The organism is Magnetococcales bacterium (genome assembly GCA_015228935.1).
Classification (GTDB): domain Bacteria; phylum Pseudomonadota; class Magnetococcia; order Magnetococcales; family DC0425bin3; genus HA3dbin3.
The window spans coordinates 1-23190 of sequence record JADGCO010000053.1 but is presented as its reverse complement, the minus strand read 5'-3'; the positions used below and the strand labels follow the sequence as shown (position 1 = coordinate 23190).

At 52.1% G+C, this 23190-nt stretch carries 26 protein-coding genes; 11 read left to right on the top strand and 15 right to left on the bottom strand.

Going from position 1 to position 23190, the window contains the following annotated elements; all coding sequences use genetic code 11:
- Positions 1-24 precede the first annotated feature (24 nt).
- The 5 genes from HQL65_12990 (at position 25) to thiE (ending at position 5005) form a co-directional block, all read left to right on the top strand.
- Positions 25-690: a class I SAM-dependent methyltransferase gene (locus HQL65_12990; GenBank protein ID MBF0137150.1), complete on the top strand. Its 666-nt coding sequence runs from the start codon at positions 25-27 to the stop codon at positions 688-690.
- A 31-nt stretch (positions 691-721) separates the two neighbouring features.
- A complete protein-coding gene (locus HQL65_12985) occupies positions 722-2434 on the top strand; it encodes a B12-binding domain-containing radical SAM protein (protein MBF0137149.1) in 1713 nt (570 codons plus the stop codon).
- 5 nt (positions 2435-2439) lie between these two features.
- Complete coding sequence (gene wecB / locus HQL65_12980; protein MBF0137148.1) at positions 2440-3642, top strand: UDP-N-acetylglucosamine 2-epimerase (non-hydrolyzing); 1203 nt, start codon at positions 2440-2442, stop codon at positions 3640-3642.
- Between the two features lie 179 nt (positions 3643-3821).
- Entirely contained in the window at positions 3822-4193 is a 372-nt protein-coding gene (locus tag HQL65_12975) for a PilZ domain-containing protein (GenBank protein MBF0137147.1), read from the top strand.
- Positions 4190-5005, top strand: coding sequence for a thiamine phosphate synthase (gene thiE / locus HQL65_12970; GenBank protein ID MBF0137146.1), 816 nt, complete (start codon positions 4190-4192; stop codon positions 5003-5005). Before HQL65_12975 ends, thiE begins: the two co-directional genes overlap by 4 nt.
- 28 nt (positions 5006-5033) lie before the next feature.
- Here thiE and HQL65_12965 read toward each other — a convergent pair whose 3' ends face one another.
- Positions 5034-5507: a hypothetical protein gene (locus tag HQL65_12965; protein MBF0137145.1), complete on the bottom strand. Its 474-nt coding sequence runs from the start codon at positions 5505-5507 to the stop codon at positions 5034-5036.
- Complete coding sequence (locus HQL65_12960) at positions 5504-5809, bottom strand: nucleotidyltransferase domain-containing protein (GenBank protein ID MBF0137144.1); 306 nt, start codon at positions 5807-5809, stop codon at positions 5504-5506. Before HQL65_12960 ends, HQL65_12965 begins: the two co-directional genes overlap by 4 nt.
- Before the next feature lie 183 nt (positions 5810-5992).
- On the opposite strand from HQL65_12960, the gene HQL65_12955 reads away from it, so the two are divergent.
- The 3 genes from HQL65_12955 (at position 5993) to tmk (ending at position 7298) form a co-directional block, all read left to right on the top strand.
- Entirely contained in the window at positions 5993-6271 is a 279-nt protein-coding gene (locus HQL65_12955) for a type II toxin-antitoxin system RelE/ParE family toxin (protein ID MBF0137143.1), read from the top strand.
- 13 nt (positions 6272-6284) lie between these two features.
- Positions 6285-6572 (top strand): HigA family addiction module antidote protein, encoded by a 288-nt coding sequence (locus HQL65_12950; GenBank protein MBF0137142.1) that lies wholly within the window; start codon positions 6285-6287, stop codon positions 6570-6572.
- Between the two features lie 102 nt (positions 6573-6674).
- Positions 6675-7298 (top strand): dTMP kinase, encoded by a 624-nt coding sequence (gene tmk, locus HQL65_12945; protein ID MBF0137141.1) that lies wholly within the window; start codon positions 6675-6677, stop codon positions 7296-7298.
- A 120-nt stretch (positions 7299-7418) separates the two neighbouring features.
- Here the strand turns inward: tmk and HQL65_12940 are convergent, their stop codons facing one another.
- Together HQL65_12940 and HQL65_12935 are read right to left on the bottom strand one after the other, a co-directional pair.
- Positions 7419-8492: a hypothetical protein gene (locus tag HQL65_12940; GenBank protein ID MBF0137140.1), complete on the bottom strand. Its 1074-nt coding sequence runs from the start codon at positions 8490-8492 to the stop codon at positions 7419-7421.
- Between the two features lie 12 nt (positions 8493-8504).
- Complete coding sequence (locus HQL65_12935) at positions 8505-9731, bottom strand: NACHT domain-containing protein (protein MBF0137139.1); 1227 nt, start codon at positions 9729-9731, stop codon at positions 8505-8507.
- Positions 9732-9919: 188 nt separating this feature from the next.
- On the opposite strand from HQL65_12935, the gene HQL65_12930 reads away from it, so the two are divergent.
- Both HQL65_12930 and HQL65_12925 read left to right on the top strand, forming a co-directional pair.
- Entirely contained in the window at positions 9920-10192 is a 273-nt protein-coding gene (locus HQL65_12930) for an IS1 family transposase (protein ID MBF0137138.1), read from the top strand.
- Positions 10193-10312: 120 nt separating this feature from the next.
- Positions 10313-10498, top strand: a complete 186-nt coding sequence (locus tag HQL65_12925) for a hypothetical protein (protein MBF0137137.1) — start codon at positions 10313-10315, stop codon at positions 10496-10498.
- 382 nt (positions 10499-10880) lie between these two features.
- On the opposite strand, the gene HQL65_12920 is transcribed toward HQL65_12925, so the two are convergent.
- The 6 genes from HQL65_12920 to HQL65_12895 form a co-directional block, all read right to left on the bottom strand.
- Positions 10881-11123: a hypothetical protein gene (locus HQL65_12920; GenBank protein ID MBF0137136.1), complete on the bottom strand. Its 243-nt coding sequence runs from the start codon at positions 11121-11123 to the stop codon at positions 10881-10883.
- 78 nt (positions 11124-11201) lie between these two features.
- Positions 11202-11471, bottom strand: a complete 270-nt coding sequence (locus HQL65_12915) for a type II toxin-antitoxin system HicB family antitoxin (protein MBF0137135.1) — start codon at positions 11469-11471, stop codon at positions 11202-11204.
- A 3-nt stretch (positions 11472-11474) separates the two neighbouring features.
- Positions 11475-11930 (bottom strand): RNA polymerase-binding protein DksA, encoded by a 456-nt coding sequence (dksA, locus tag HQL65_12910; protein ID MBF0137134.1) that lies wholly within the window; start codon positions 11928-11930, stop codon positions 11475-11477.
- A 183-nt stretch (positions 11931-12113) separates the two neighbouring features.
- Positions 12114-13541 (bottom strand): FAD-binding protein, encoded by a 1428-nt coding sequence (locus HQL65_12905; protein ID MBF0137133.1) that lies wholly within the window; start codon positions 13539-13541, stop codon positions 12114-12116.
- Positions 13538-14665 carry a BON domain-containing protein gene (locus HQL65_12900; protein ID MBF0137132.1) on the bottom strand — a complete coding sequence of 376 codons (1128 nt, stop codon included), beginning with the start codon at positions 14663-14665 and terminating at the stop codon, positions 13538-13540. Before HQL65_12900 ends, HQL65_12905 begins: the two co-directional genes overlap by 4 nt.
- A gap of 15 nt (positions 14666-14680) precedes the next feature.
- Positions 14681-15259, bottom strand: coding sequence for a DedA family protein (locus HQL65_12895; protein ID MBF0137131.1), 579 nt, complete (start codon positions 15257-15259; stop codon positions 14681-14683).
- 89 nt (positions 15260-15348) lie between these two features.
- On the opposite strand from HQL65_12895, the gene HQL65_12890 reads away from it, so the two are divergent.
- Positions 15349-15579: a hypothetical protein gene (locus HQL65_12890; protein ID MBF0137130.1), complete on the top strand. Its 231-nt coding sequence runs from the start codon at positions 15349-15351 to the stop codon at positions 15577-15579.
- Positions 15580-15597: 18 nt separating this feature from the next.
- Here HQL65_12890 and HQL65_12885 read toward each other — a convergent pair whose 3' ends face one another.
- The 5 genes from HQL65_12885 to HQL65_12865 form a co-directional block, all read right to left on the bottom strand.
- Entirely contained in the window at positions 15598-16980 is a 1383-nt protein-coding gene (locus tag HQL65_12885) for a malonyl-CoA decarboxylase family protein (protein ID MBF0137129.1), read from the bottom strand.
- A 107-nt stretch (positions 16981-17087) separates the two neighbouring features.
- A complete protein-coding gene (locus HQL65_12880; protein MBF0137128.1) occupies positions 17088-21368 on the bottom strand; it encodes a response regulator in 4281 nt (1426 codons plus the stop codon).
- A 365-nt stretch (positions 21369-21733) separates the two neighbouring features.
- Entirely contained in the window at positions 21734-22135 is a 402-nt protein-coding gene (locus HQL65_12875; protein ID MBF0137127.1) for a hypothetical protein, read from the bottom strand.
- A 161-nt stretch (positions 22136-22296) separates the two neighbouring features.
- Positions 22297-22587, bottom strand: a complete 291-nt coding sequence (locus HQL65_12870; protein MBF0137126.1) for an immunity protein 32 — start codon at positions 22585-22587, stop codon at positions 22297-22299.
- Positions 22588-22613: 26 nt separating this feature from the next.
- On the bottom strand, positions 22614-23190 hold a 577-nt coding region (locus tag HQL65_12865; protein ID MBF0137125.1), incomplete at its 5' end, for a hypothetical protein.

Sequence of the window (23190 nt, the reverse complement as noted above, 5' to 3'; positions counted from 1 at the left end):
CATGTGAAAAAAAGGAAATGATGCATGTCCCGCGTCGATTTCATGAGTGAAATGCACAATCGCACCCCCCGCAACTACCGGCAGCGCCTGCTCGACGATGACAAGGCGGCCTGTTCCACTGTGGCCAAACAATGGGGATATGACTTTTGGGACGGGGAACGCAAATACGGCTATGGCGGCCATCGGTACGATGGTCGCTGGCTCCCCTTTGCCCGAAAATTGATCCAACACTATGGTCTGCAACCTGGAGACCGCATCCTGGATGTCGGCTGCGGCAAGGGTTTTCTGCTGTATGAATTCACCCAGGCGCTGCCTGGTCTGCACGTCGCCGGTCTCGACATTTCCCAATATGCCGTGGATCACGCCAAGGAAGAGATCAAACCGTTTCTCCAGGTCGGCCATGCCTCCCACCTCCCCTTTCCCGACCAGAGCTTCGATTTTGTCTACTCCATGATCACCCTGCACAACCTCTACTGTTTTGACCTTGACCGTGCCATCCGCGAAATCGAGCGTGTCGGACGTGGCACTCGGAAATTCATTTCCGTGGAGTCCTACCGCAATGAACAGGAGAAGGCCAACCTGCTCGCCTGGCAGTTGACCTGTGAAAGCTTTTTCACCCCTGATGAATGGTGCTGGTGGTTCGAGCGGTGCGGCTACACCGGCGACCATGATTTCATCTTTTTCACCTGATCGCCCCATGACAATGGCCGGAGAGCAGACCATGGAAATGAAGCTGAGCCTGATCAACGTCGTCATGGACGGCGATTTCCAATTTGAACAGGAGGTTCCGCTCGGTCTGGGACATTTGGCGTCCTTCCTGCGTGCCCATGGCTTTTCAGTCGTTTTGCACCAATGCTTTGCCAGCCAGGGTGAAGAACAGATTGACCAGGCATCCCAGGTGGTGGCCGACATTTACGGCTTTCAACTCAACATGGTCAACTATCTGAACGTGCGTGAGGTTGCCGCCCGGATCAAGGCCAAACGCCCGCATGCCTTGATCGTCCTGGGGGGGCCTTTCCTCTCCTCCCTGGCTGAACAAATACTCGCCAGGGAGTCCCTCTTCGACTGCATGGTCTACGGGGAAGGGGAACACACCCTGCTGGAAATCGCACAACAGGTGGCTGCCGACACTCTGGATCTGGCCACCATTGCCGGCGTGGTCTGGCGCAATGCCGCAGGTGAGGTCCGTCGCAATCCTCCCCGCCCGCTGATTGCCGACCTGGATACCCTCCCCTTTCCGGCCCGGGATTCCCTGGAAAATGTGCCACGCGACCCTCATGACGGCGGCATTCACGGCAGCGTGCGCATGATCACGTCACGGGGCTGCATTGCCCAATGCACCTTCTGCTCGGTCAATTTTTACACCCGCCTGCAAAAAGGCAAAGTCTGGCGGGGCCGTTCTCCCAAAAATGTCGTGGACGAACTGGAACAACTGACCCAAAAATATGGTGCCCGCATCTTCAATTTTTCGGACAGTTCCTTCGAAGATCCCGGTCGCAAGGGCAAGCAGCGCACCCGGGACATGTGTGAAGAGATTATCCGCCGCCGCCTGCCGGTCTCCATCAAGGTTTACATGCGGGGCGACTCCATGCTGGAACCGGGCGACGATGACCTGTTGCGCCTGTGGAAGCGCGCCGGGGTCGATGTCGTCATCGTCGGCCTGGAAGCGGGTTCCGCCCAGGAACTCGCCTATTATGGCAAGCGGGCCACCATTGCGCAAAATGTGGAGACCATGCGCCTGCTCAAGGATATCGGCCTGTTTTACATCATCATCGGCTTCATCATGTTCGGCCCCAACTCTACCATGGCCTCCCTGCGCCAGAATATTGCCTTCCTGCGCGACCTGGAGTGGACCGACAATCCCAACCAGATTTCCTCCACGCTCATGTTGATCCGCGACTCGGCCCTCTATCAAAGCCTGCAAGAAGAAGATCGTTTGATCGAATCTGCGCATCCCTGGGAACTCCCCAGATATCGGTTTCTGGATCCCGCCGCCGAACGGGCTGCCCGGCATTGGGATGGTCTCTTCGGGCGCTATCCCCTGACCCTGGAACTGAACCACAACCAGATGAATTTTGAAAATCTCATCACCCGCATCGACAATCCCATGAACGCCGCCATCAAACAAGCCGTCGGTGGCGTCTTTAACGATTTGAGAGGCCGCTACCTGGAACTGAAAAAAGAGTTTGCCACCATTCAACATGACTATTTTGTCCATGTCCTGGACCTGGTAGAAGAGGGTTGTGATGATAAATTTTTGCAAAAGACCGGCGATGATTATTTCATCGGAACCTATGGTGCCTATCTGACCCGGTATCGCCATCTGTTTGAATCCGCCGCCAGGCACATCGAAGGGACCGGACTGGGCATGAGCGGCATCCTGTTTCTCAATTTTTATTCACACAGCATCAACAAGGGAATCGCCCGGGTTTGAACCACATGGACGCCATTGACACCAGCCCAGCCTCCCCTGCCAGGCCTTTGCTGTGCGTTGTAGGGGCACGACCCAACTTTATGAAAATGGCGGCAATTCTTCCAGCCTTGCAGCAGCCGCCCGATCCCCTGCCCGTGCGTCTGGTCCATACCGGGCAACATTATGATGCCGCGATGAAGGAGGCTTTTTTTGTCCAATTGGGCATACCGGAACCCGATGACGACCTGGGGGTTGGTTCAGGCTCCCATGCCGTGCAAACCGCCGAAATCATGAAACGATTCGAACCGGTCATCGACCAATGGCACCCTCGGGCCGTCCTCGTGGTGGGAGATGTCAATTCCACCCTTGCCTGTGCCCTGGTCGCCACCAAAAAAGGGGTACCGGTCATCCATGTCGAGGCCGGATTGCGCAGTTTCGACCGCACCATGCCGGAAGAGATCAACCGCATCCTGACCGATCAGATCGCCGATCTCCTGTTCACGACCGAAAAAGAGGCTGATGCCCAACTGCGTCGGGAGGGAATTCATCCGGACCGAATTTATTTTGCCGGCAACGTCATGATCGACACCCTGTTGCGTATCCTGCCCCGGGTACCCGATCCCGCCACGATTCTGGGGACTTTGCCCGGCGGCCATGCATTCATGGCTTCTTCGGAGGTGCCATCCGACCGCCACGATTCCGAATCACTTGTTCCAGGTTCACACGGCGTTGTCACCCTGCACCGTCCCGCCAACGTGGATGATCCCCGAATCCTGGCCCGATTGCTGGATTGTCTTGGCGAGGTGAGTCGCGAGATTCCCCTGATTTTTCCCATGCACCCGCGCACGGCCAACCAGATCCGGGTTCAGGGCCTGCTCGACCGATTGCAAAAACAGCGCGTGTTGCCCACCCCTCCCCTGGGTTATGTGGAAATGCTGGGTCTGGTGGCACGCGCCCGTCTGGTCCTGACCGACTCTGGTGGTCTCCAGGAAGAGACCACGGCCCTGGGAGTCCCCTGTCTGACCCTGCGGGACAACACCGAACGCCCGATCACCATCCAACAGGGGACCAACACTCTGGTCGGCAACAATCCAGAAAAAATTCGCGCCGGCGTGGCGGAAATTCTGGCCGGTGGCGGCAAAAAAGGCCACGTTCCAGAGTTGTGGGACGGTCAGGCCGCCTTGCGGATCGCCGCCATTCTGAAACACCATTTCGGCCATGCAACATGATCTCCCCCCATTTCAAGAGAATATTTGTTCTATGCCCGCTTCGACCCTTGACCAAAAGGGAAAATTTGCCCCTTGCCCGGTTCGACCCTTGACCAACCTGCCGCATCTGGTTGAGAATTCACGACTTGGGAGTGATGCCACAGCGGGTCGGGTCGCCTCTGCAATCAGGAAAGTTTTCCATGAATCAGGAGTTTACACCACCAGGTTCCGAGCGCCGCCACTTTTCCCGGGTCCATTTCCAGCACGAACTGGTTTTGCACAGCAGCAGCGGAAAAGTGTATCAAGGTGCCTTCAACGATATCAGCCTCAAGGGAATGCTCTTCTGGTGCGAGGAGTTGCCAGCTCCCGACGAGATTGTCCAGGGTGTCCTGCCTCTGGGTGAAGATGACATGCACATTCGGGGCAAGGTGTTGTGGAGCAGCCTGGAACGGGGGGCTGCCATCCAGTTTGAAGAGATGGACCTGGAAAGTTTCAGCCATTTGCGGCGTCTCGTGATCCTCAACATGGGCGATGCCGACAAAGTGGATCAGGAGCTGTTCTCATCCGTATGAAGCACTCCGTCTCCCCCTGCGCTCCCCTGACTGGACACGATTCACCCTCCAGACACGATCCCCTTGCCGGGCGTGACCCCCTTTCTGAACAACTTCAGTTTGCCGAACACTGTCACCCCACACAACACGGCATCCTTCCTGCACAAGGGGGACTCTACCCCATCCTGGATGCCGATTGGCTGGCCACGTCCGCTCCAACCTGGTTGCAGGCGGACCATCCGGAACACCTGGCCGAGCGGCTTCAGGCCTGTGCCATACCCCTGGTCCAGTTGCGTTGCAAGGGCAGTGGTGGTGAGCAATATGAATTCATGGCTCGGTGGATGGCAGCCCTGCGTGCCAAGGCTCCCCAGGTGGCGGTTATCGTCAATGATCGCGTCGATCTGGCCCTGGCGTTGGCTGCTGACGGCGTGCATGTCGGTCAGGAAGATTTGCCAGTCGCCGTCTGTCGTCGATTGCTGGGTGCCCATAAAATCATCGGTCTCTCCACCCACTCCTTGACGGAAATCACTGCCGCCGCAACCAGCGGTGCCGATTACATCGGTTTCGGCCCGATCTTTCCCACCCGATCCAAGGCCGATGCCCACACCGTCCAGGGCATCATGGCCCTGGCTGCCGCCTGTCGCACCTCGACCCTGCCTCTGGTCGCCATTGGCGGCATTGACAGCAAAGGCATCCAAAGTGTCGCCCAGGCCGGTGCCTGGGCCGCCGCCATGATCAGCGGCTGGTTTGCCACCGACGGCAGCACGGATTGCCTGGAGCAACTGGCCGCAGCCTGGCGGCATCCAGACTCCATCAACGTGCCCTCTTCCTGACTACCATCTGGACATGAACCGCTTCCGATCAACGTGCCTTCTTCCAGGTCACCATCTGGTCATGAACCGCTTCCAGTACAGGGACATGATCCATGAGCAGACGCAAACCAGCCATGACCATACCGGAATGCTCTGGATATTCGTGGGTCAACTGATTGCGCAACTCACGCAAACGGAGCCAGCCTTCCGCCGATGGGATCACACCCAATTGTTCCGCCCGGTTGAGCCTGTCCAAAAAAGTCTGCTTCTCCTGCCATTCCGCCACCCCCCGCAACAAGGCAGGCAACAAACGCATGGCCAGGGTATCCTGCAACTTGCCAAAACGGTAGACAACCTGATCCAGAACACGAATCTGCATCTCGTCCAAGGGAATGTCTGTCGTTGTGGGCATTGACATGAAGAGGGCCGCTTCCTGCCAAGCCCCATGCAGACGTGAACGGTGGATCAAACACTCCTGCAAGGCAGACTCAATTTTTGCTTCATCAATGTACTTTTGATTCATAAAGGAATTCCAGTTTGTTCCGCCATTTTCTGGATCGGCAGCGGTGCCTGGCCGGCCCCGGACGCAAAAACCACATCGATGCGTTGCTCCCCCAATTGTCTTTTGGCGGCCACCACAAAATTGATCTTGGCGACCAGCCTGGCCGCGTCCGGCAACTCCAGGCCGGTCACATAAAGGTCAATATCCCCGCCCCGTTTATCGTCATCCGCACGCGAGCCAAACAGCAACAACGCCACCCCCGCACCAAAATGTTCATGGGCAAGCTGCTTGAGAATGTCTCTCTGCCGGGATGACAAACGCATCTGACCTGCCCCTCGTGCCCTGTTCTCCAGCCATGATCTCCGCGCAAAGCAAAATATTCATTGAATTCAAGTCTATATTTCCGGAATTATTTTCGCAAGCCAATCCTGTCGCCAGCTTGAAACGGTAACGTATTTTCGACTTTATCGCTTGACATATAACGTTTTTCGTCATATGTTTGGAATATGATCATCACCTTCCGTGACAAAGCAACGGAGTCACTCTATAACGGAAAAACAATTCGTCGGTATTCCGCCTTCTCTAAAATCGCCTTACGGAAGTTGGATATGCTGGATGCGGCTGTCTCGTTGTTGGATCTCAACACGCCTCCAGGAAACAGGCTTGAAGCTCTCCGAGGAGACCGATCAGGACAATATTCAATCCGTATCAATAATCAATGGCGTATTTGCTTTGTCTGGCACGAGGATGGTGCCTACGATGTCGAAATTGTGGATTACCATTGAAGGGGACTCTGCCATGCGTACAACAACTCATCCTGGAGAAATCCTGAAAGAAGAGTTCCTGGTTCCCATGGGCATCACGGCCCACGCCCTGGCCATGGCACTCAAAGTTCCTGCCACACGCATCAGCGAAATCATTCGTGGTCGGCGTGGAATCACGGCAGATACTGCCCTGCGTCTTTCCCGGTATTTCGGCAACACCCCACAATTTTGGCTGAATCTCCAGCAATCCCATGATCTCTCAGTGGTCGTCAACGCTGTCGGCAATAACATAGCCCGGGAAGTGTCACCACATGCCGCCTGATACACCGGTGAATCAAGTTGCCGGCCCTTGACCATAAACGATTGATAGTTTGTCTCTTGCAGCAACCACACGGCAAAAGGCAGAACGATGCGCCATGACCCCCTGCGTCCCGGAAAATTCATTGCCTTCGAAGGCATCGACGGGGCAGGCAAAAGCACCCAACTCTCGCTATTGAGCTATAAATTAATAAACAAAAACATCCCGATTCATGTCACCTGCGAACCAACCAACCGCCCCATCGGTACCATGATCAGGCAGATGCTCTCCGGTCAGATGCAGAGCCACCCCGCCACCTTGGCAGCGCTCTTTGTCGCCGACCGGACGGATCATTTATTGAATCCGACCGAGGGAATCCTGGCCAAGGTGCATCAAGGAACAACTGTTTTGACCGACAGATATTATTTTTCATCGTATGCCTATCAATCCGCCCATCTTGACATGGAGTGGGTCATCCACATCAACTCCCTGTGCGCCAATACTTTACGTCCGGACATGAACATATTTATCGATACCCCTCCGGAAATCTGCTTTGAAAGACTCATAAAACACAGAAACAGTTTGGACCTGTATGAAAAAATCGATTCCCTTCGCCAGGCCAGGGCTGAATATTTTATTTCATTTGATAAAATGTGCCATCTTGAAAACATTAAAATAATCGACGGTCAACGCAGTATCGATGAAATTGCAAATGAAATTTGGGGAGTTATGGAAAAAATATATAATTAAGACTCTTTTGGTTGACACGCTATGAGAAACTAGCGAAGGTTGAAAGCATCAACAAACACAACCGTGCGCATGACAAATAAATTAAAAAACAAGCGCATAAAAAAATAATAACCTAATACATTATTTTAGATCGAGTTTCCGCACAAGATTATCAATGCATTCTTGCAAAACACCTACAAAAACATTGTTGTTCAAATAAAATTTGACGTTATCCTTTGCTTTATTGGATATACGATAGACATCGTCTCTAACACCAGATACTTGGTGCGATTCAATTACACAACGTTTTAATTCGTCTAAAATTTCATCACGATATTTAGAAGATGAAATATTTCCTCTTGTAAGATTATTATTTTCAACACTTTTAAATACAGACATTCCCCTAGGAACAAACTTCCTTATTAAAATACCGACATCATCTTTTAAATTATCCTTTGAATAACTCTTTTTCCCTTCTTTAATTTGGGAATTAACAATATATACATTAGCATCACGGTTTATCTCCGAATCTACAAACTGAATTTTACCAAAACCATCACAGTAATTAGCGTTTCCGCCCTTAATTACGCACTTTTCGAAAATAGTATTGCTATCAAATTTACAATTATTCCAACGAACGTTATTAAATGTGCATTTTAAAAATCTCTTTCCGCTCATATCAAAATCGGATATATTGCCACCGAACAACAAATCAGACAACCCATTCTTGAACAATTCAGCTAAAGTATTCGCTTTTTCTGATCTGTTTAATTTATTTTTTTCAACACATCTAATAGAAATTAATACAGCCAATTTATTTAAATCATTTGAGTTAAAATTTAACAAATATTCAATAATATTTCTACATTTAGATATTTCGTTATCCAACATCCCAACAAGCATGGATGAGATATCGTTAATCTTATTCTCAGGAATAATTAAATTAGGCATCCGATTTTTTGCAGCCATGGCATCAATAATAAATAAAGAAACTAGAGATATCTCTACTTGAGGCTGTTTGATTACCCATTTTTGGTTCGATGAATCCCATGAGACGAGAGAATGAGTTCGCATCTTGTTAAGCACTTCGTTTAATTCATCATCTGAAAGTTTATTGTTAGAAGAGCAAGCTATCGATAATTTAAAAATATCATTATCAATAAAACCTTCATGCACATTTATATTTTCAATAGCATATAATTTCAATGCTTTCAATTGCTCTTTTTTTTAAAATTTTAATCCTTGCCTCCCAATTTCACGTTCGCACAACGCTTCAAACAACCACCTGATAATTCCCCCATGCGCATGCCCAGCAATATCAATAAAATCATACGTTCCTTTTTTAACAAGCTCTGCGATCAGATACATTACAAACCCTCTACCAATAAATACGTCATTAAATTTTTCCAGCATATTAAAGATTCCCATTGCAACCTCAATTTCTTTTTCAGATCCAAACTTTTTTTTGTAATATTTACGCATAGAGTTACGATCAAATGGGTTAATAGAATACATAAAAATATTACTACATTGATTATCTCCCGACAAACTATCACCTACCTCAGCTTTCCAGAACGCTTCACGGGACGTTACAATAATTTTTGATCCCTCATTTTCTACAGAGTCCAATAAATTACTAATAACTTCACGAACATCACTATCTCTCGATATTATTGACATATATTCATCAAATCCATCAAAAATTATTTGAAATAAACCAGCTTTAATAGCTAATTTAATAACAAAATCTTCATTCCCATCAATCCAATCAATAGGACTACCAACAAATCGAAAAGAATGGGAAATAGTTTTCCAGATAGATGACAGGTCCGAAACAGACATTGTTTTCCATTGTTCTGATGAAACGAATACCGGATAGTTCCCCTTTTTAGCCAGAATAGCACATAAATACCTTGCTTGGTATGTCTTACCTTGGCCCGGCTCTGCCAATACTACTCCAAGCCTTCCCTTTGAATCATCGTCAAAAAAACTAAGTAAAGGATTAAGATTTGTAAACGGGATCCCGACCGGAGTGCCAATAGGTGGCTCAACATAATCTTCCGGCATAAGATCAAGGATGTGATTTCGGTAGTCTTCCAGTTCACTCCGCATCAATGAAAAAACATACTCCTTTGCCTCCCAATAACCGCCAACGTCTCTTTTAAACTCTTGAAGGGTCTGCAAACTAGAAATTGAAGCCGCAAATATGACATGAACTTTTTTCCTGTCGATCTTTGGATTATACGACAAATATTGCTTCGCAGCAGAAATATTTAAAGTTGTCGCTGCCGAATCAAAATACAGAATATAAAATTCCGAGCTATGCGTATGGATTTTATATTCACCTCTGTAAAGATGCCATCCGGTTCCATTAACAATGGATTGATCACCGATATGCATATTTTTTGTACAATTTACTAACTTTATAATTTCTGAAATCAATATATTTTTCATAACTCCTCCTGTCAAAATAATTCCGAAAGCAACTGACCCTCAAACAGCAAACACTCTTGAAGATAACCCGGAAAGGGCAAACAGGTCAAGCCTAATAAAGCATAACCCCTCTGAAATAATTTGTTTTAACTGTTAAAGTTTTTAACTTCAAAAAATGGTAGTGCATCTGTTTTGCCAAGGAGGGTATGATGGCCGTCGTGGATATTCAATGTCCTGTGTGTGGAAGTTTGAAGGTTGTCAAATTCGGGAAACAGCCCAACGGTGAGCAGAGATACCTGTGTCAAAACGAATCCTGCGAGAGAATGATTTTTCTGTTTAATTACAAGGATAAAGGAAGATTGTCCGAGGTTCGCAAACAAGTGTTTGACATGGCCATGAATGGGAGTGGCATTCGTGATACGCCCCGTGTATTGGGCATTACTCAAAACACCGTGATGAACATTTTGAAAAAAAAGCCCTGATCTGACCCAGGTGAATCTTCATGTGCTGGCACAAGTGGCATCAGCAACAGCAGATGTGGTTCTGATAAAAGTGGAAGACGCCGAGCTGGATGAAACGACTGGGGTGCTTACAGTCGCCATATCGATCCAGAGAAGCATGTCGCAGGCAAAGAGAATACGTGGAAGATTGAACGAAAGCATTTGACGTTGAGAACTCGTATCAAGAGACTGGCACGCAGGACCATTTGCTTTTCCAGGTCGATTCTTATGCATGACATTATAATCGGCCTTTATATCAACCGGTTTGGGTTTGGTATGGCAATTTGAGCGAAATCAACCAAACGAAGGCACTACCTGATTTTTTTATCTTGTCAGCCGTTCCTGAACGGCCACGCCCCTCGTCAAGACCGATGCGCACCAGAAGGCCAGATTACTTCCCAGGCCATTTTCGCGCAGCATGATAGACTCTCAATATCTGAATGACATCCTCGACGACGCGGTAATGAACGAAGCAGGGCAAGTCAGAAATAATAAGCTTACGGGAATTAGTAATAAAATTTGGTGTGCCCATTTATGGAGCAACCGGGAGGTTTTCTATCGCTGCAAGAATACGCAAAAACACCCGCTGGAGCAGCAACAGGGTTCATGACTTCGATATAAGTGCTGATATTGATCAGATCCAGACAGGCACGCGATGACCAAACAATCTTCATACTGGATTGGTCGCTTGAATTTTGTGCAAATTTTTCACCAGTTGCACGATTTCCGCGTGAGGGATTCCCTGTTTGGCATCCATTTCAGCGATGGCACGCATGACCCCTTCCTGTTGCCACTCACGCAGTTCATCTTCATTGACAGGAGTGGTCGCCAGTACCTGGGCCAGAAGCTCCTCATCCATGCTTTCCAAACGTTGCACCACGTCTGGACGGTGAAAATCTCTGTCAACTTTCATCTCGCACCTCCCAAGAGCGTATCGCTTCCAAAATTCCCGCTCCCAAGTTCACATCCGTTCCATGGCAACTCTCACCATTCACAACTGCTCCCATTTTTCTACGGCCACACCGGCTTGGCGCAGGAGCAGAGTTACGCCATCAACGACCGGAAGGGCCAGATTTTTGTAGATTCGGAACAAAACCCACTCTTCCAGCACCTCTGCCAACTCATCCCTGCACGCTTCCAGGGTAGGCGCACTGGCAAAAACACCCTTGCAGATGGGTATTTCACCATAAAATGAATTGTCGTCCAACAAGATTTCATAGTGGGCGTGACACATGGCCGCATGGAGATAGTTCGAAAGCATGAATTATAACTCTTCATCTTCATCGACGGCATTGTTGGTGCGGCGGATTTTTTCCAGGTGTTCTTCCTTGGTTTTGCAGTCGATGCAGAGATCGGTCACGGGGCGGGCTTCGAGACGGCGCAGGCCGATTTCCACGCCGCAACTTTCGCAAAATCCATAATCGTCCGCCTCGATGTTTTCGATGGTGCGGTCGATTTTGGAAATCAGCTTGCGTTCCCGGTCGCGGGTACGGAGTTCAAAATTGCGATCTGTCTCCAGGCTGGCCCGGTCGGTGGGATCGGCGAAGATCGCTTTTTCTTCATTCATGACCGAGACGGTTTTTTCTGCCTCTTCGATCAATTGATTTTTCCACGTCAACAGCAGCTTGCGAAAGAAGGCGCGTTGAATCGGGCTCATGTAGGGTTCGTCCGGCGAGGGACGATACCCTTCCGGGACGTGGATATCGGCAATTTTGCTCATGTTGGTTTCTCCAGGACGAAAATCCCTTTATGCATCCGCAAGCCAGAGACCGCAAGCCAAGCCTGCTGGTTTGGCAACTGATTGATTTACTTGTGACTGAAACAACCTTTTCTCCATGTCCACAAAACGATGTTTGTAGAGGATTTTGCCGCACAGGTCAATCAAAAACCCACCACCCCTGTTTCACACCGGGCGGGGAGGAAAGATTTTTCCGGGATTGAGAATCCCCTTGGGATCAAAAAGGTCCTTGATTCGACGTTGCAAATCAAGGGTTGGCGGAGAAATTTCCCGGTCGATGAAAGCCATTTTTTGGATGCCGACGCCATGCTCTCCGGAGAGGGTTCCTTCCAGGGCCAGGACCAGGGAAAAGACCCGGTCAAGGACCGGCCCGACATGATCGAGACTATGCGGGTTGTGAGGATCGGCCAGGAGATTGACGTGAATGTTGCCGTTCCCACCATGACCAAAATTGACAATGGCAATACCGGTATCGCGGGCAATGGCGGCCAGGCCGTCGATCAGCTCCGGGAGGCGTGATACGGGGACGACAACATCTTCGTTGATGCGACGCGGAGAAATTTTTTTCAGGGTGGGAGCCATGGCATAGCGGGCCTCCCAGACCTGGGCGGCCTCTTCCGGGGTGGTGGCCTGGACCACTTCCAGGGGATGAAAGTGTTGCAATGTGGCCAGGATGTGCCGTGCCTGGGTTGGCACGGTATCGATGTCACCAGCCACCTCCAGGAGAAGCATGGCCCGGGCGGCGGGATGCAGGGTGACATCCCCACCCTGGCGCAGAATGTCAAGACAGGCAGGATCCATGAATTCGATGGCGGTGGGCGGGGTTGTTCCCGCGACCATGAGGGCGGAAATGGCCTGGACCGCATCCGGTACCGAACCGAAGACAGCCCGGAACAGTCGCCGGGCAGCGGGCAGCGGGGCCAGGCGTAGCGTCGCCCGGGTGACCACGGCCAAGGTTCCCTCGGAACCGATCAACAAACGAGTCAGGTCGTACCCCACCACCCCCTTGGTGGTTCGGCCACCGGTGTGGATGATGGTGCCATCGGGCAGGACCGCCTCCAGACCCAGGACCCAATCGCGGGTCACGCCGTAGTGGGGGGCGTTGGCACCGGCGGCACACATGGCAATATTGCCACCCACGGTGCAGGCCCGGGCAGAGGAAGGATCCGGCGGCCAGAACAGGTTATGGGATTTCAGGGCACTTTGGAGTTCCGCATTGACCAGACCGGGTTCCACCACCGCCAGACGATCCTCCGGACGAATTTCCAGGATGCGCTGCATGCGTTGGGTGGAGAGGACCAATCCCCCCTGGACCGCCAGGGCACCGCCGACATTCCCGGTACCCGCACCCCGGGGGATGACCGGAACTCCCATGGCCTGACAGAGGGCCAGGGTCTGGGCAACATCACGGGTGGTGGTGGCCATGAGGACCGCCTGGGGTCGAAAACGGAGCCCGGTATTATCCCAGGCATAGGCCTCCATGGCCACCGGATCGGTCAACAGACGGGCCGAACCGGCCACAGCCCGCTCCAAGGCGACCAGAAACCCCTCAGGCAAGGCAACCGGCGGCGGCTGGACAGCAGAAACGCTCATTTTTTCCGTTGGGCATCCGGTTCGATATCGACGTAGGAGACCACTTTTTTCACATTGTCCACTCCCTGGGCAATGCCGACGGCCCGATCCCGTTCCATGATCGTGGCTGCGACGCCGGTCAGATAAACGACCCGTTTGGTGGTTTGGACATGAATGTCCATGCCATGGACGATCTGATCGGCCAGCAATGCCACCTTGACCTTGTTCGTGATCCAGACATCCTGTCCCAGATCCTGGGCAGTCATGTGTTCCACTTTGAGTTCCGAGACCACTTCCCACACGCCCAGGGTATTTTTGGCGATACGGATGGCCTCGGCAATCTCTTTTTCCGACTCGGCCGTACCGGTCAGGAGGACCTGTCCCAGGTAGACCGACACGTCGATGTTGCCGACATGGACCACATCGCTGCGCACATAGGCACCACGAATTTTCATGGCGACCCAGTTGTCTTCCAGGACATCCGAGGCATTGCGCTTTTTGGTCACCACGGGAGTCGTCATGGGAACCGCTTCCTGGGCTTCCGGATTCACCGGGTAGGCCTTGGCGTCGATATCAACATACGAAACCACCTGGTTGACTCCGGCCACTTCACTGGCAATTTTCACAGCAGCATCTCGTTCGCCGATCGTGCGGGCCAAGCCCATGATGTAGACGATGCCCTTGGTGGTTTCGACATGAAAATCGAGTCCCCGTACATCACGATCCGCCAGCAGCTTTACCTTGACCTTGTTGCTGATGAGAATGTCCATGGCCACTTCCGAAGCGGACAGGAATTGGACCTTCAATTCGGAAATGACCTTGGCCACGCCGCGCGTCTCCTTGGCCATACGGATGGCTTCGGCAATCTCCTCTTCCGAGGCAGCCACACCGGTCAACAACACCTTGCCACGGTAGACTGAGACATTGACATTGCCGGCTGAAACCTTGTCGCTTTGCAGGTAGGCATTGCGAATCTTGATGGCCACCCAATTATCTTCAAAATAGTCGGAGGTACCGCGCCGTTCCCCGAGCATGGAAGTCGATGCCGCCGCGCCGCCCAGCATGGCCACCGGCACGCATCCTTCCAGAATCACGCCCAGCCAGAGGGCCATGCTAATCACGGTAAAAAAAGATTTATGTATCATGGTCGTTCCTTGCATTCAAAATGTCCGGTCGGTCTTGCGAAAATGCCGAATTCTGCGTACCATCCAGATCAATATTCCCACCCCCAACAAACCACCCAATACATAGTATTTATAGACGCTCATCCGATCAAAGAATGCATCCAGGGTGTGACCAAAAACAAAACCGATAAAGCCAAAGGCAATGGCCCAGATCATGGCCGCCAGACCGTTGAGCAAAAAAAACCGCAGCGGTTGAATCCCAAACGATCCCAGGGCAAAAGGGGTCACATTGCGAATGCCATAGACAAACCGAAAACCAAGGATGAACCAAGTGTCATAACGCAGCAACAGCTCCTGTACCCGCTGACTGCGTTGCCGCCAGGAGTCGCTGAGCCGGGTCAACAGATTTTTTCCCCAGCGGAGACCAATCTGAAAATAGAGCTGGTCACCAAAAAAAGTTCCGGAAAATGCGGTCAGAATGACCAGCCACAAGTCAAGAATCCCCTGTTGGGCCATGAAACCAGCCACAAGCAGGATGGTCTCACCCTCCAGAAAGGTGACCACAAACAGGATGACATACCCATATTCCCGAATCAGCGGTTCCCACTGTTCCATTGATTTCACCACAAAAAAAGTCAAGAATGAGAGGGTTTTCCGTTGGTCATCGGCAGGCTGATTCCAGGATCCATTGCTTGAGGAACATCATGAACAACTCGTTTACTGCCGGACATGTCTTTCAGGCCATTGTCGGGGCATCCGTGCATCCCCAGCGCCGTACCCAACTGCTGGCAAAGGTGGCGAACGGACTGTCGGGGGACCGCAACCTGGACCCGGCTCATCTCCGGGAAGGGGTCCACAAAGCCCTCGAAGTGGGGGCCATTTCCCGAGCAGAGGTTGAACAATACTTTGGACCGGCAATCCTGCACAACCCTTGAGATGGATATTTTCAATCCCTAGGGAGCCTTCCAGGCATTTTTGACCGGTCCGAGCTTTCTGGTCAACTGCCGGGAGAGGGTCACCTTGCCCTCTTCGATGAACCGTTCGTGGTTGCGCTCCAGTTGCTCGGGTTTGTAGAGATAGTTGACCATGACCCCATAGGATGCCTCCCACCGTTCAACGGATGTGTCCCCGAGGGGATTGATTCTTTCCAGGCGGGCACCGTTGGCCAGATGAAACAGGGCCACTGGATCAAGAATCAATTTGCCTCGCCGCACCTGAACCAGGTAGGCCAGAACCAGAATTTCCAGCGCTGCCGCCAGATGCAACCGGGCACGTTCCGGTTCGCGCAGCAAGGCAAAAAAACCTTCCACGAGATCCCGTTTGCCACTTTCCCGGCGGATCACATCGGCCTGATCCTCCAGAAGAGTCCGCAAACGCTGGGCGTTGAACGGGGCATCCGGGTCCGACCGCTTGAGGGTTTCGGCAAAACGCGGTACCGGCGAGAAGGTGGCAAAATTTTTCAGGTTTGGCAACTCTTCCTGCAACTCGGTGGTTACCTGTTTGATGAGAAAATTGCCAAACGAAATGCCCCGCAGACCATACTGGCAATTGTTGATCGAATAGAATATGGCGCTGTCAGCACTTTTCGGGTCCAGGATGGCCGCTTCGGGATCGACCAGGGAATGAGCCTGGTCGGGAATGCCCCGCATCAGGGCCACTTCGACAAATATCAAGGGTTCATCGGGCAGGGCAGGGTGAAAAAATGCATAGCAGCGACGATCCTGTTCCAGGCGCCGCCGCAGGTCATCCCAGCCGCGAATGGCATGCACGCTTTCATAATTGATCAATTTTTCCAGAATCAGGGCCGGGCTGCGCCAGTCGATATGCCGCAGCTCCAGAAATCCCCGATTGAACCATGCCGTAAACAAATCTTTCAAATCGGCATCCACCATCTCCAGGTGGGGTTTTTTCGGAAGCAGCCGCAGCAATTGTTCCCGCAGTCGCACCAACACCTGGGTTCCACCCGGAGAAAGATTGATGCGCCGAAACAGCTCCTGTCGGGGTGAGACCACTTCCTGACGCAGGGCCAGGAGCGTCTTGTCATTCGGGTCCCGCCGATAGGCTTCCACCATCATCATGAGGCGGTTGGTATCGGGTCCATAACCGGCGTGGAGGGTCTCCAGAAAATGCCCCCAGCCCCGATCATCCAGTTTTTCCATGACCCGGACCACTTCCCGCGCCAGGGCCGTTCCCCGGGCCTCGCCGGCCCCGGAGAGCAAATCCTGACACATGTGTTCGAGCTGGTTCATCGGGGATTCGGTCGTGTTGAGGTTGAGCAGCTCACGACCACGATCCGCAACAGAATAAATGATCCGATTCCACCACGCCTGATCCATGATAAGGATACCCCCTTTCTCTGGTGTTTATCTCGCTCTGGACCGCCGACGTTCCTCTTCTAAACAGTTTAACCCAAATTCACCAAAAAAGAATGTGGAATATAACATCACATTTTCTTGCCCATCCAGATGCGCATCATGGCCAGCAGGCGATCCATATCCACTGGTTTTGCCAGATAATCATTGGCACCCGCATCCAGACATTTTCGGCGATCCTCGGGCATGGCCTTGGCTGTCAAGGCCAGAATGGGCAAGGTGCTGAAGGCGGCTCGGGTACGTATTTCGCGCATGGCGGCATAACCATCCATCACCGGCATCATCATGTCCATGAGGATGATATCCACCGGCTGGTCACGCTCCAACACTGCCAGGGCTTCCCGACCATTCCCGGCCATGCGGACCTGCAAGCCATTTTTTTCGAGCGTGCGCGTCATGGAGAAGACATTGCGCACGTCATCATCGACCAGCAACACGGTCTTGCCGGCAAAAAACTCTTCGTGGTGGCGCATGGACGGTGCAACATCAACCGCTTTTCCGGGTGTATCCTGCTCGACGCGATGCAGGAAGAGAATGACCTCGTTGCGCAACCGCTCTTCGGCATGCACACCTTTGACGATGATGCTGTCCGAATATTGTTGCAAGCGATCATGCTCCGCACGGGTCAGGTCACGGGCAGAATGGATCACCACGGGCGGCAGGACTCCAGACACTAAACTTCGCATCTGTTCGAGGAGTTGCAGGCCGTCCATGTCCGGCAGGCCAAGATCGAGGATCAGGCAGTCAAATGGAGATTTTGCAAGATGGGCAAGGGCCTCGGTCCCCGTGGCAGCCTCCACCACCTCCACATTCTGATCCTCGACCAGGGCAATCACCGCTTGGCGCATTTCCGGCTGGTCTTCCACGAGCAACAACCGGCGTCGCCCGGGAGAGAGTGGAGCAGCTCCGGCACCCATGTCCAGAGATGCCGGGGTCGCACCGGCATTCAGACCTGATGAGGAGAGAACAGATCCGGCATCCCGGCTGGCAGTGGAGGGGACAACACCGGCATTCAGGCGTTGCAACACTTGCAAAATGGCGGCATCGGGAGCCGGTTTGACAAGGTATCCGAGCGCTCCCAACCGCCGTTTTTCCCCGGGATCCGCACGTGCGGAAATGATGTGAACCGGAATATGGCGCGTCCGGTCATGTTCCTGCAACCGGACCAGGAGTTCCTCGCCGGAAATATCGGGCAGACCCAAATCGAGAATGATGCCCTTGGGTTGCTCCCGAACAGCCAACGCCAGGCCATCCTGACCCGTACCGGCTGTCAGGACACGGAAACCACGTCCTTCGGCCAGGGTGGCCACGCTTCCGGCAAAAATCGGATCATCTTCAATGATCAACAGGGAACGCGGGTCCGACACCGGCTCTGGCATGTCGGGCACCTTCCGACCATCCGGCAACCGGGAAACCGGGTCAGGCACTGACACCGGCGCTGGAGGGGCGGAAACAACCTGGCCATCCGGAACCGGAAGAGAGTCTTGCCGGAGCGTGGTATCCGGTCCATCCGGGATACCGGGAACGAGCAGGGTAAAAACACTCCCCTGCCCCGGTTCACTCTCCAGGGTGATGCTCCCCCCCATCAGGCGGGCCAGTTTTTGCGCAATGGCCAATCCCAGGCCCACGCCACTCTGTTTGCTGCCATCGGCATGGTGGATCTGCCGGAAAGCCTCGAAAACAATGGCCTGATCCTGCCTGGAAATACCCACCCCGGTATCCGCAACCCGAATGGCCAGGGTGTGGGTCGCTCCGGTCGTCTGGTGATCAGCCGGCTGCCAGCCAAAGACAACGGATATTTCGCCCTGGGTCGTGAACTTGAAGGCATTGACCAGGAGGTTTTTGACAATCCGCCGCAACTTGGTCTGATCCAGTCTCAAGGCAGACGGCAGGGATGGATCGGTTGTCACATGCCAACCCAATGATTTTTCCCGGGCCAGCGGCGCAAACTGGCGACGAATCTCCTCGGCAAAACCTCCCGGATCCATGGTCTCGATCTGAAGATCCACCCGTCCGGCCTCGATGCGGGATATGTCCAGGATTTCATCGATCATGTCGAGAAGTTCCATGCCACTCTGCCGGATGACCTGGGCCGCTTCCACCTGATCGACGGCCAAACGACCATCCGAATTTTTCACAAACTCCCGGGACAAGATCAGGATGCTGTTCAGGGGAGTACGCAGCTCGTGCGACATGTTGGCCAGGAATTCCGACTTGTAGCGACTGCTCTTTTCCACCTCCAGACGTGCCCGCTCGATCTGTTCGTTGCGTTGTTCCAGAAGCTGCGCCTGTTCCTCCAACCCCTGATTGGCACGGGCAAGTTCCTCTTGTTGCAGACGCATCTCTTCTTCGGAATGACGCAGTGCCCGGAGGTTGGTCTCCAGCTCCTGGTTCATCTGCTCCAGTTCTTGCTGGCTGCTTTCCAGTTCCACGGCCTGGACTCGGGTCTCTGCCAGCAACTCCTCGATGTGTTGGATCCGCTCCAGATTGTCCAGGGAGAGCGCCCCCAACAGGGAAAATTCATCCAGCAATTGCCGCTGTTCCGGAGTGAATGGCTGACAGGCGGCCAGCACGATAACGCCCAGGGTTTGTTCATGGTAATTCAGCGGCAGGGCCACGACAGAGACCGGTGTGGCTTGGCCCACACCGGTATCGATTTTCAGATCCATACTGGAAAGATTATCCAGAACGATGGTTTGGCGTTCGAGCAAACAACGGCCAACGATCCCTTCCCCGGGGGCATGGGAAATTGGTTCTTCAGGGGAAGATTCAAACTGGTATCCTGCACTGGCCATCCAGCGACCGGTTTGTTTGTCCCGGAGATAAAATGCCCCCTGGGCCGCGTTCAGCAGGGCAAGCAGTTGCCGGACCATGACCTGGGACAGTTCTGGCACACTCCTGGCAGCCTGCAAAACCCCGGCAAGCGTGGCCAACTCTTCCTTGACCCAGTATTGCTGTTCCACACGCCGGGCCATATGGTTGAAAGCCAAGCCCATCTGCCCGATCTCATCATCGGTCTCCACCACAACCCGTGCCGATCCATGACCGGTCGCAATGCGTTGGGCCGCCTGGGCCAGAGCGCGCATGGGCTGAAGCAGACTTTTCCCAAACACAAGCGCCGCCAGTGAAACAAAAAGAATCATGGCGAGCAAAATGCCCAGGAGAAGATGATTCAATACATTGGCCGCGTCCATGGCCTCCTCCAGGGAGATGATTCCGGCCATGTGCCAGTCAACACCTGGAATATCCAGAGGTATCATGACTTGCAAGGTGGAACCGGATGTAGCAAAAACCGGCTTGGCATCACTTTCCTGCCTCACACCAACCCTGTCCTGCGCCATAAGCAGTTCCGGGACCAAATCGTTCACGATGTCACCAATCATGCCCATATTGCCACTGCGGGTGCTGCGATAGGTGACTCTCTGCTCCGCACGACTCAGCAAAAAAATGTCTTCGGTTTGCCCGATTCCCATTCTGTCCTGAACAATGCGATCCATGCTCTCGCCGTGAAACTGGGCAATCATCACGCCTTGCCGTTGCCCTTCAGCCGGAATGGAAACCGCCATGAAAGCGTACAAATCGTCATGCGAAGGAAAATAGGCTGCATAATCAATCATAATTAAAGAATTTTCCTGCTTCATGCTGCGCACGCGCCGAAACGCTTCACCCATACCGGTATTGGCAAAAGGTCCCTGGATCAGGGAGGTGCCAAAATCAATCTCTTTCCGGATCGAAAAGACCACATCCCCGCTTGCATCGTCCACAAGAACCAGGTCATGAAAATCCAAACGCTTTGAAATATTTGCAAAGAAATCATGGTGGCGGGAGTGAACCCGCGCATAGGGGGTGGCTTGTTTGTCCCTTGCAGAAAAATTCCTGTCCAGAGACGCACCCGATGGCCAGACAAACAGTTCATGCCAAAGCAGGGCGTTTGCATCCAGCAAGGTGATATAATGGTTGGCTGGCAAACGATCCTGATTTCGACGACGATATTCCGGAACAAAAGAGGTCTCAAAATAGGCCTGTGCCCGATTGCGCAGCCTTTCCGGATTCTCATGCTGATCGAGTGCCGACTGTACCCGGAACGCCTCCTTGATCTCCCGCATCCCCCGGATCACCTCCTCCCGGGAAGCCAGATCCTGCAACCGCTCCCGGGTGATCTGAAGCGCATATTCGGCATGAGCCTTCTTGATCTGAAGGGTTGCCAACAAGTTTTTCTTGGCTGTGTCAAGCAAAACCTTGTCCACCTGCGCCGTGATCAACCACCCGGTCAACAAGAGAGGCAATACCCCGATGAGCAAAAACAAGCCAACCAGTCGGGTCCTGAACGTGATGTTCCTGAGCAAAGGCATGTCACACCTGTTCCAAATATATCGGTGGTGTCCATTGATGACCTCACCGACAGCCTTGAACGCTTTTGAATGACAAAAACAGGTTGATTTGCTTGAACATTTACCTGTGACATTTTGTCAAGCCACACAAGCTCCAAGCATGTAAATTCAGAGAATTGGATTGTATCAGGTCAGCAATGAACGCCACCCACTTTTTGCAGGGGACTTTTATTTTTCTACTTATTTCGCAAGATTTTTTCCAACTTCTTTTACAATTTTTGGAACAGACGGGCCGCAGATTGCCACAGCATCCGCTGCCACATCAATCCAATTTTCATTCCAAACGTCGTGAACAACATTTGCAAGATCTCGTATTGTATCAAGAATCAGTCCATTCGAATCTGGATAATCAACCGGATCCTCCAGCGTATATCCATACAAATTTGTACCCCCGCCGTTAAGCCGGAGGGATCCTTGGCTGTCCAGCGTCCAGTGGATGCATCATAATCCCTGGATCCAAATCGCACCAGTCCTGTTTGGGTATCATAAAGACCGCCCGCAAAGCCAAACGGCTGGAATCCAGGGTTGGTATCCTGGATAATGCGACCATATTTGTCGTAATCCATCCGCTGGATAATGGAGGCATCGCGGATATTGACGACCAGCCGCACGCTACCAAGATGGTCAGACACAAGGCGATAAATCTGGCCATTTTTGACCATGTAATCGGGAAGGTTGGCCTTGGTGCCGTAGACAAAGCGGCTGATCAAATTGCCAGAGCCGTCCATCTCGGCGGCGGGGTTCAGATCGTTCTGGTAAAGCAGCCCCTGTTTCCAGAATCTTCCGGACAGACTGGCCCAAACGATGATCAAGGCCGCTTTTGGTGAGCCATTCGCCATTGGCGGTAGGGTGTATGTGGCATCGCCATGAGAGATCGCCAGATTCTCTATTATGTTATTTCTGAAATTACCTTGTATGGTGCAGATCCATTACTGTTTGGCCACCCATAAATTTTGACGTGATTTAAATGCTTATTTCCATCCTCTTGAGTTATCACGGATAATTCACTACCACCCCACTCTTCGGAAAATAAATGGTCATGAGGGAAGTCCCCATTTTCTGCTTTTACAGCTAAACATTCAAGCAACTGCGCTAATCGCCGTAGACCTGTTGGATCACCATGAATAAATAACTGGTCGCCATCTTTGTTTAATTCAAATACTAACAAGTCATCTTTCATTTAATAAACTTTCAAAAACGATAAAATTAGTTGCATTTTTTCCATCCACTGCCAGAGAAAAAATCCCATTTTGATTTATCAGGGTTCGTTAATCCCCAATGCGGTCCTTTTGGAAGAGGATGATTCAAATCCGGATGCAATTTTTGCCCAGTTTTGTCGTTTACCCAATTTCCTTTTCCACTTTCCGGAGTTCCGCTTCCTTTCCACTTCCAATCTTCTCCTGGTGAACTTGAAGGGTCGCTTGGAATAGGTGGGGTCGGAGAAGGAGCGTCCGGTGAATTGGTGTCTTCATTGGCCAGCAAATGATCCCAAAGAGCCTGCCCTCCAATTAATCCTGTACCAAGTCCGACTACCCCCCCCAGAACACTATCCGCGCCTAACGTACCTCCCCATATTATTCCTGCAATAACAGCAGGATTTAATCCCAATGGATCCGTAAAATCAACCGGATCCCCCAGCACATACCCATACAGATTCGTATCCCCGCCATTGAACCGGATGGGATCCTTGGCTGTCCAGCGTCCAGTGGATGCATCATAATCCCTGGCTCCAAATCGCACCAGTCCTGTTTGGGTATCATAAAGACCGCCTGCAAAGCCAAAC

Bases quoted from the DNA above. Each gene is read 5' to 3' on its own strand.
- HQL65_12990 (MBF0137150.1), top strand. From the start codon at position 25: ATGTCCCGCGTCGATTTCATGAGTGAAATGCACAATCGCACCCCCCGC.
- HQL65_12985 (MBF0137149.1), top strand. From the start codon at position 722: ATGGAAATGAAGCTGAGCCTGATCAACGTCGTCATGGACGGCGATTTC.
- wecB (MBF0137148.1), top strand. From the start codon at position 2,440: ATGGACGCCATTGACACCAGCCCAGCCTCCCCTGCCAGGCCTTTGCTG.
- HQL65_12975 (MBF0137147.1), top strand. From the start codon at position 3,822: ATGAATCAGGAGTTTACACCACCAGGTTCCGAGCGCCGCCACTTTTCC.
- thiE (MBF0137146.1), top strand. From the start codon at position 4,190: ATGAAGCACTCCGTCTCCCCCTGCGCTCCCCTGACTGGACACGATTCA.
- HQL65_12965 (MBF0137145.1), bottom strand. From the start codon at position 5,507: ATGAATCAAAAGTACATTGATGAAGCAAAAATTGAGTCTGCCTTGCAG.
- HQL65_12960 (MBF0137144.1), bottom strand. From the start codon at position 5,809: ATGCGTTTGTCATCCCGGCAGAGAGACATTCTCAAGCAGCTTGCCCAT.
- HQL65_12955 (MBF0137143.1), top strand. From the start codon at position 5,993: ATGATCATCACCTTCCGTGACAAAGCAACGGAGTCACTCTATAACGGA.
- HQL65_12950 (MBF0137142.1), top strand. From the start codon at position 6,285: ATGCGTACAACAACTCATCCTGGAGAAATCCTGAAAGAAGAGTTCCTG.
- HQL65_12935 (MBF0137139.1), bottom strand. From the start codon at position 9,731: ATGAAAAATATATTGATTTCAGAAATTATAAAGTTAGTAAATTGTACA.
- HQL65_12930 (MBF0137138.1), top strand. From the start codon at position 9,920: ATGGCCGTCGTGGATATTCAATGTCCTGTGTGTGGAAGTTTGAAGGTT.
- HQL65_12920 (MBF0137136.1), bottom strand. From the start codon at position 11,123: ATGAAAGTTGACAGAGATTTTCACCGTCCAGACGTGGTGCAACGTTTG.
- HQL65_12915 (MBF0137135.1), bottom strand. From the start codon at position 11,471: ATGCTTTCGAACTATCTCCATGCGGCCATGTGTCACGCCCACTATGAA.
- dksA (MBF0137134.1), bottom strand. From the start codon at position 11,930: ATGAGCAAAATTGCCGATATCCACGTCCCGGAAGGGTATCGTCCCTCG.
- HQL65_12905 (MBF0137133.1), bottom strand. From the start codon at position 13,541: ATGAGCGTTTCTGCTGTCCAGCCGCCGCCGGTTGCCTTGCCTGAGGGG.
- HQL65_12900 (MBF0137132.1), bottom strand. From the start codon at position 14,665: ATGATACATAAATCTTTTTTTACCGTGATTAGCATGGCCCTCTGGCTG.
- HQL65_12895 (MBF0137131.1), bottom strand. From the start codon at position 15,259: ATGGAACAGTGGGAACCGCTGATTCGGGAATATGGGTATGTCATCCTG.
- HQL65_12890 (MBF0137130.1), top strand. From the start codon at position 15,349: ATGAACAACTCGTTTACTGCCGGACATGTCTTTCAGGCCATTGTCGGG.
- HQL65_12885 (MBF0137129.1), bottom strand. From the start codon at position 16,980: ATGGATCAGGCGTGGTGGAATCGGATCATTTATTCTGTTGCGGATCGT.
- HQL65_12880 (MBF0137128.1), bottom strand. From the start codon at position 21,368: ATGCCTTTGCTCAGGAACATCACGTTCAGGACCCGACTGGTTGGCTTG.
- HQL65_12875 (MBF0137127.1), bottom strand. From the start codon at position 22,135: ATGGACGGCTCTGGCAATTTGATCAGCCGCTTTGTCTACGGCACCAAG.
- HQL65_12870 (MBF0137126.1), bottom strand. From the start codon at position 22,587: ATGAAAGATGACTTGTTAGTATTTGAATTAAACAAAGATGGCGACCAG.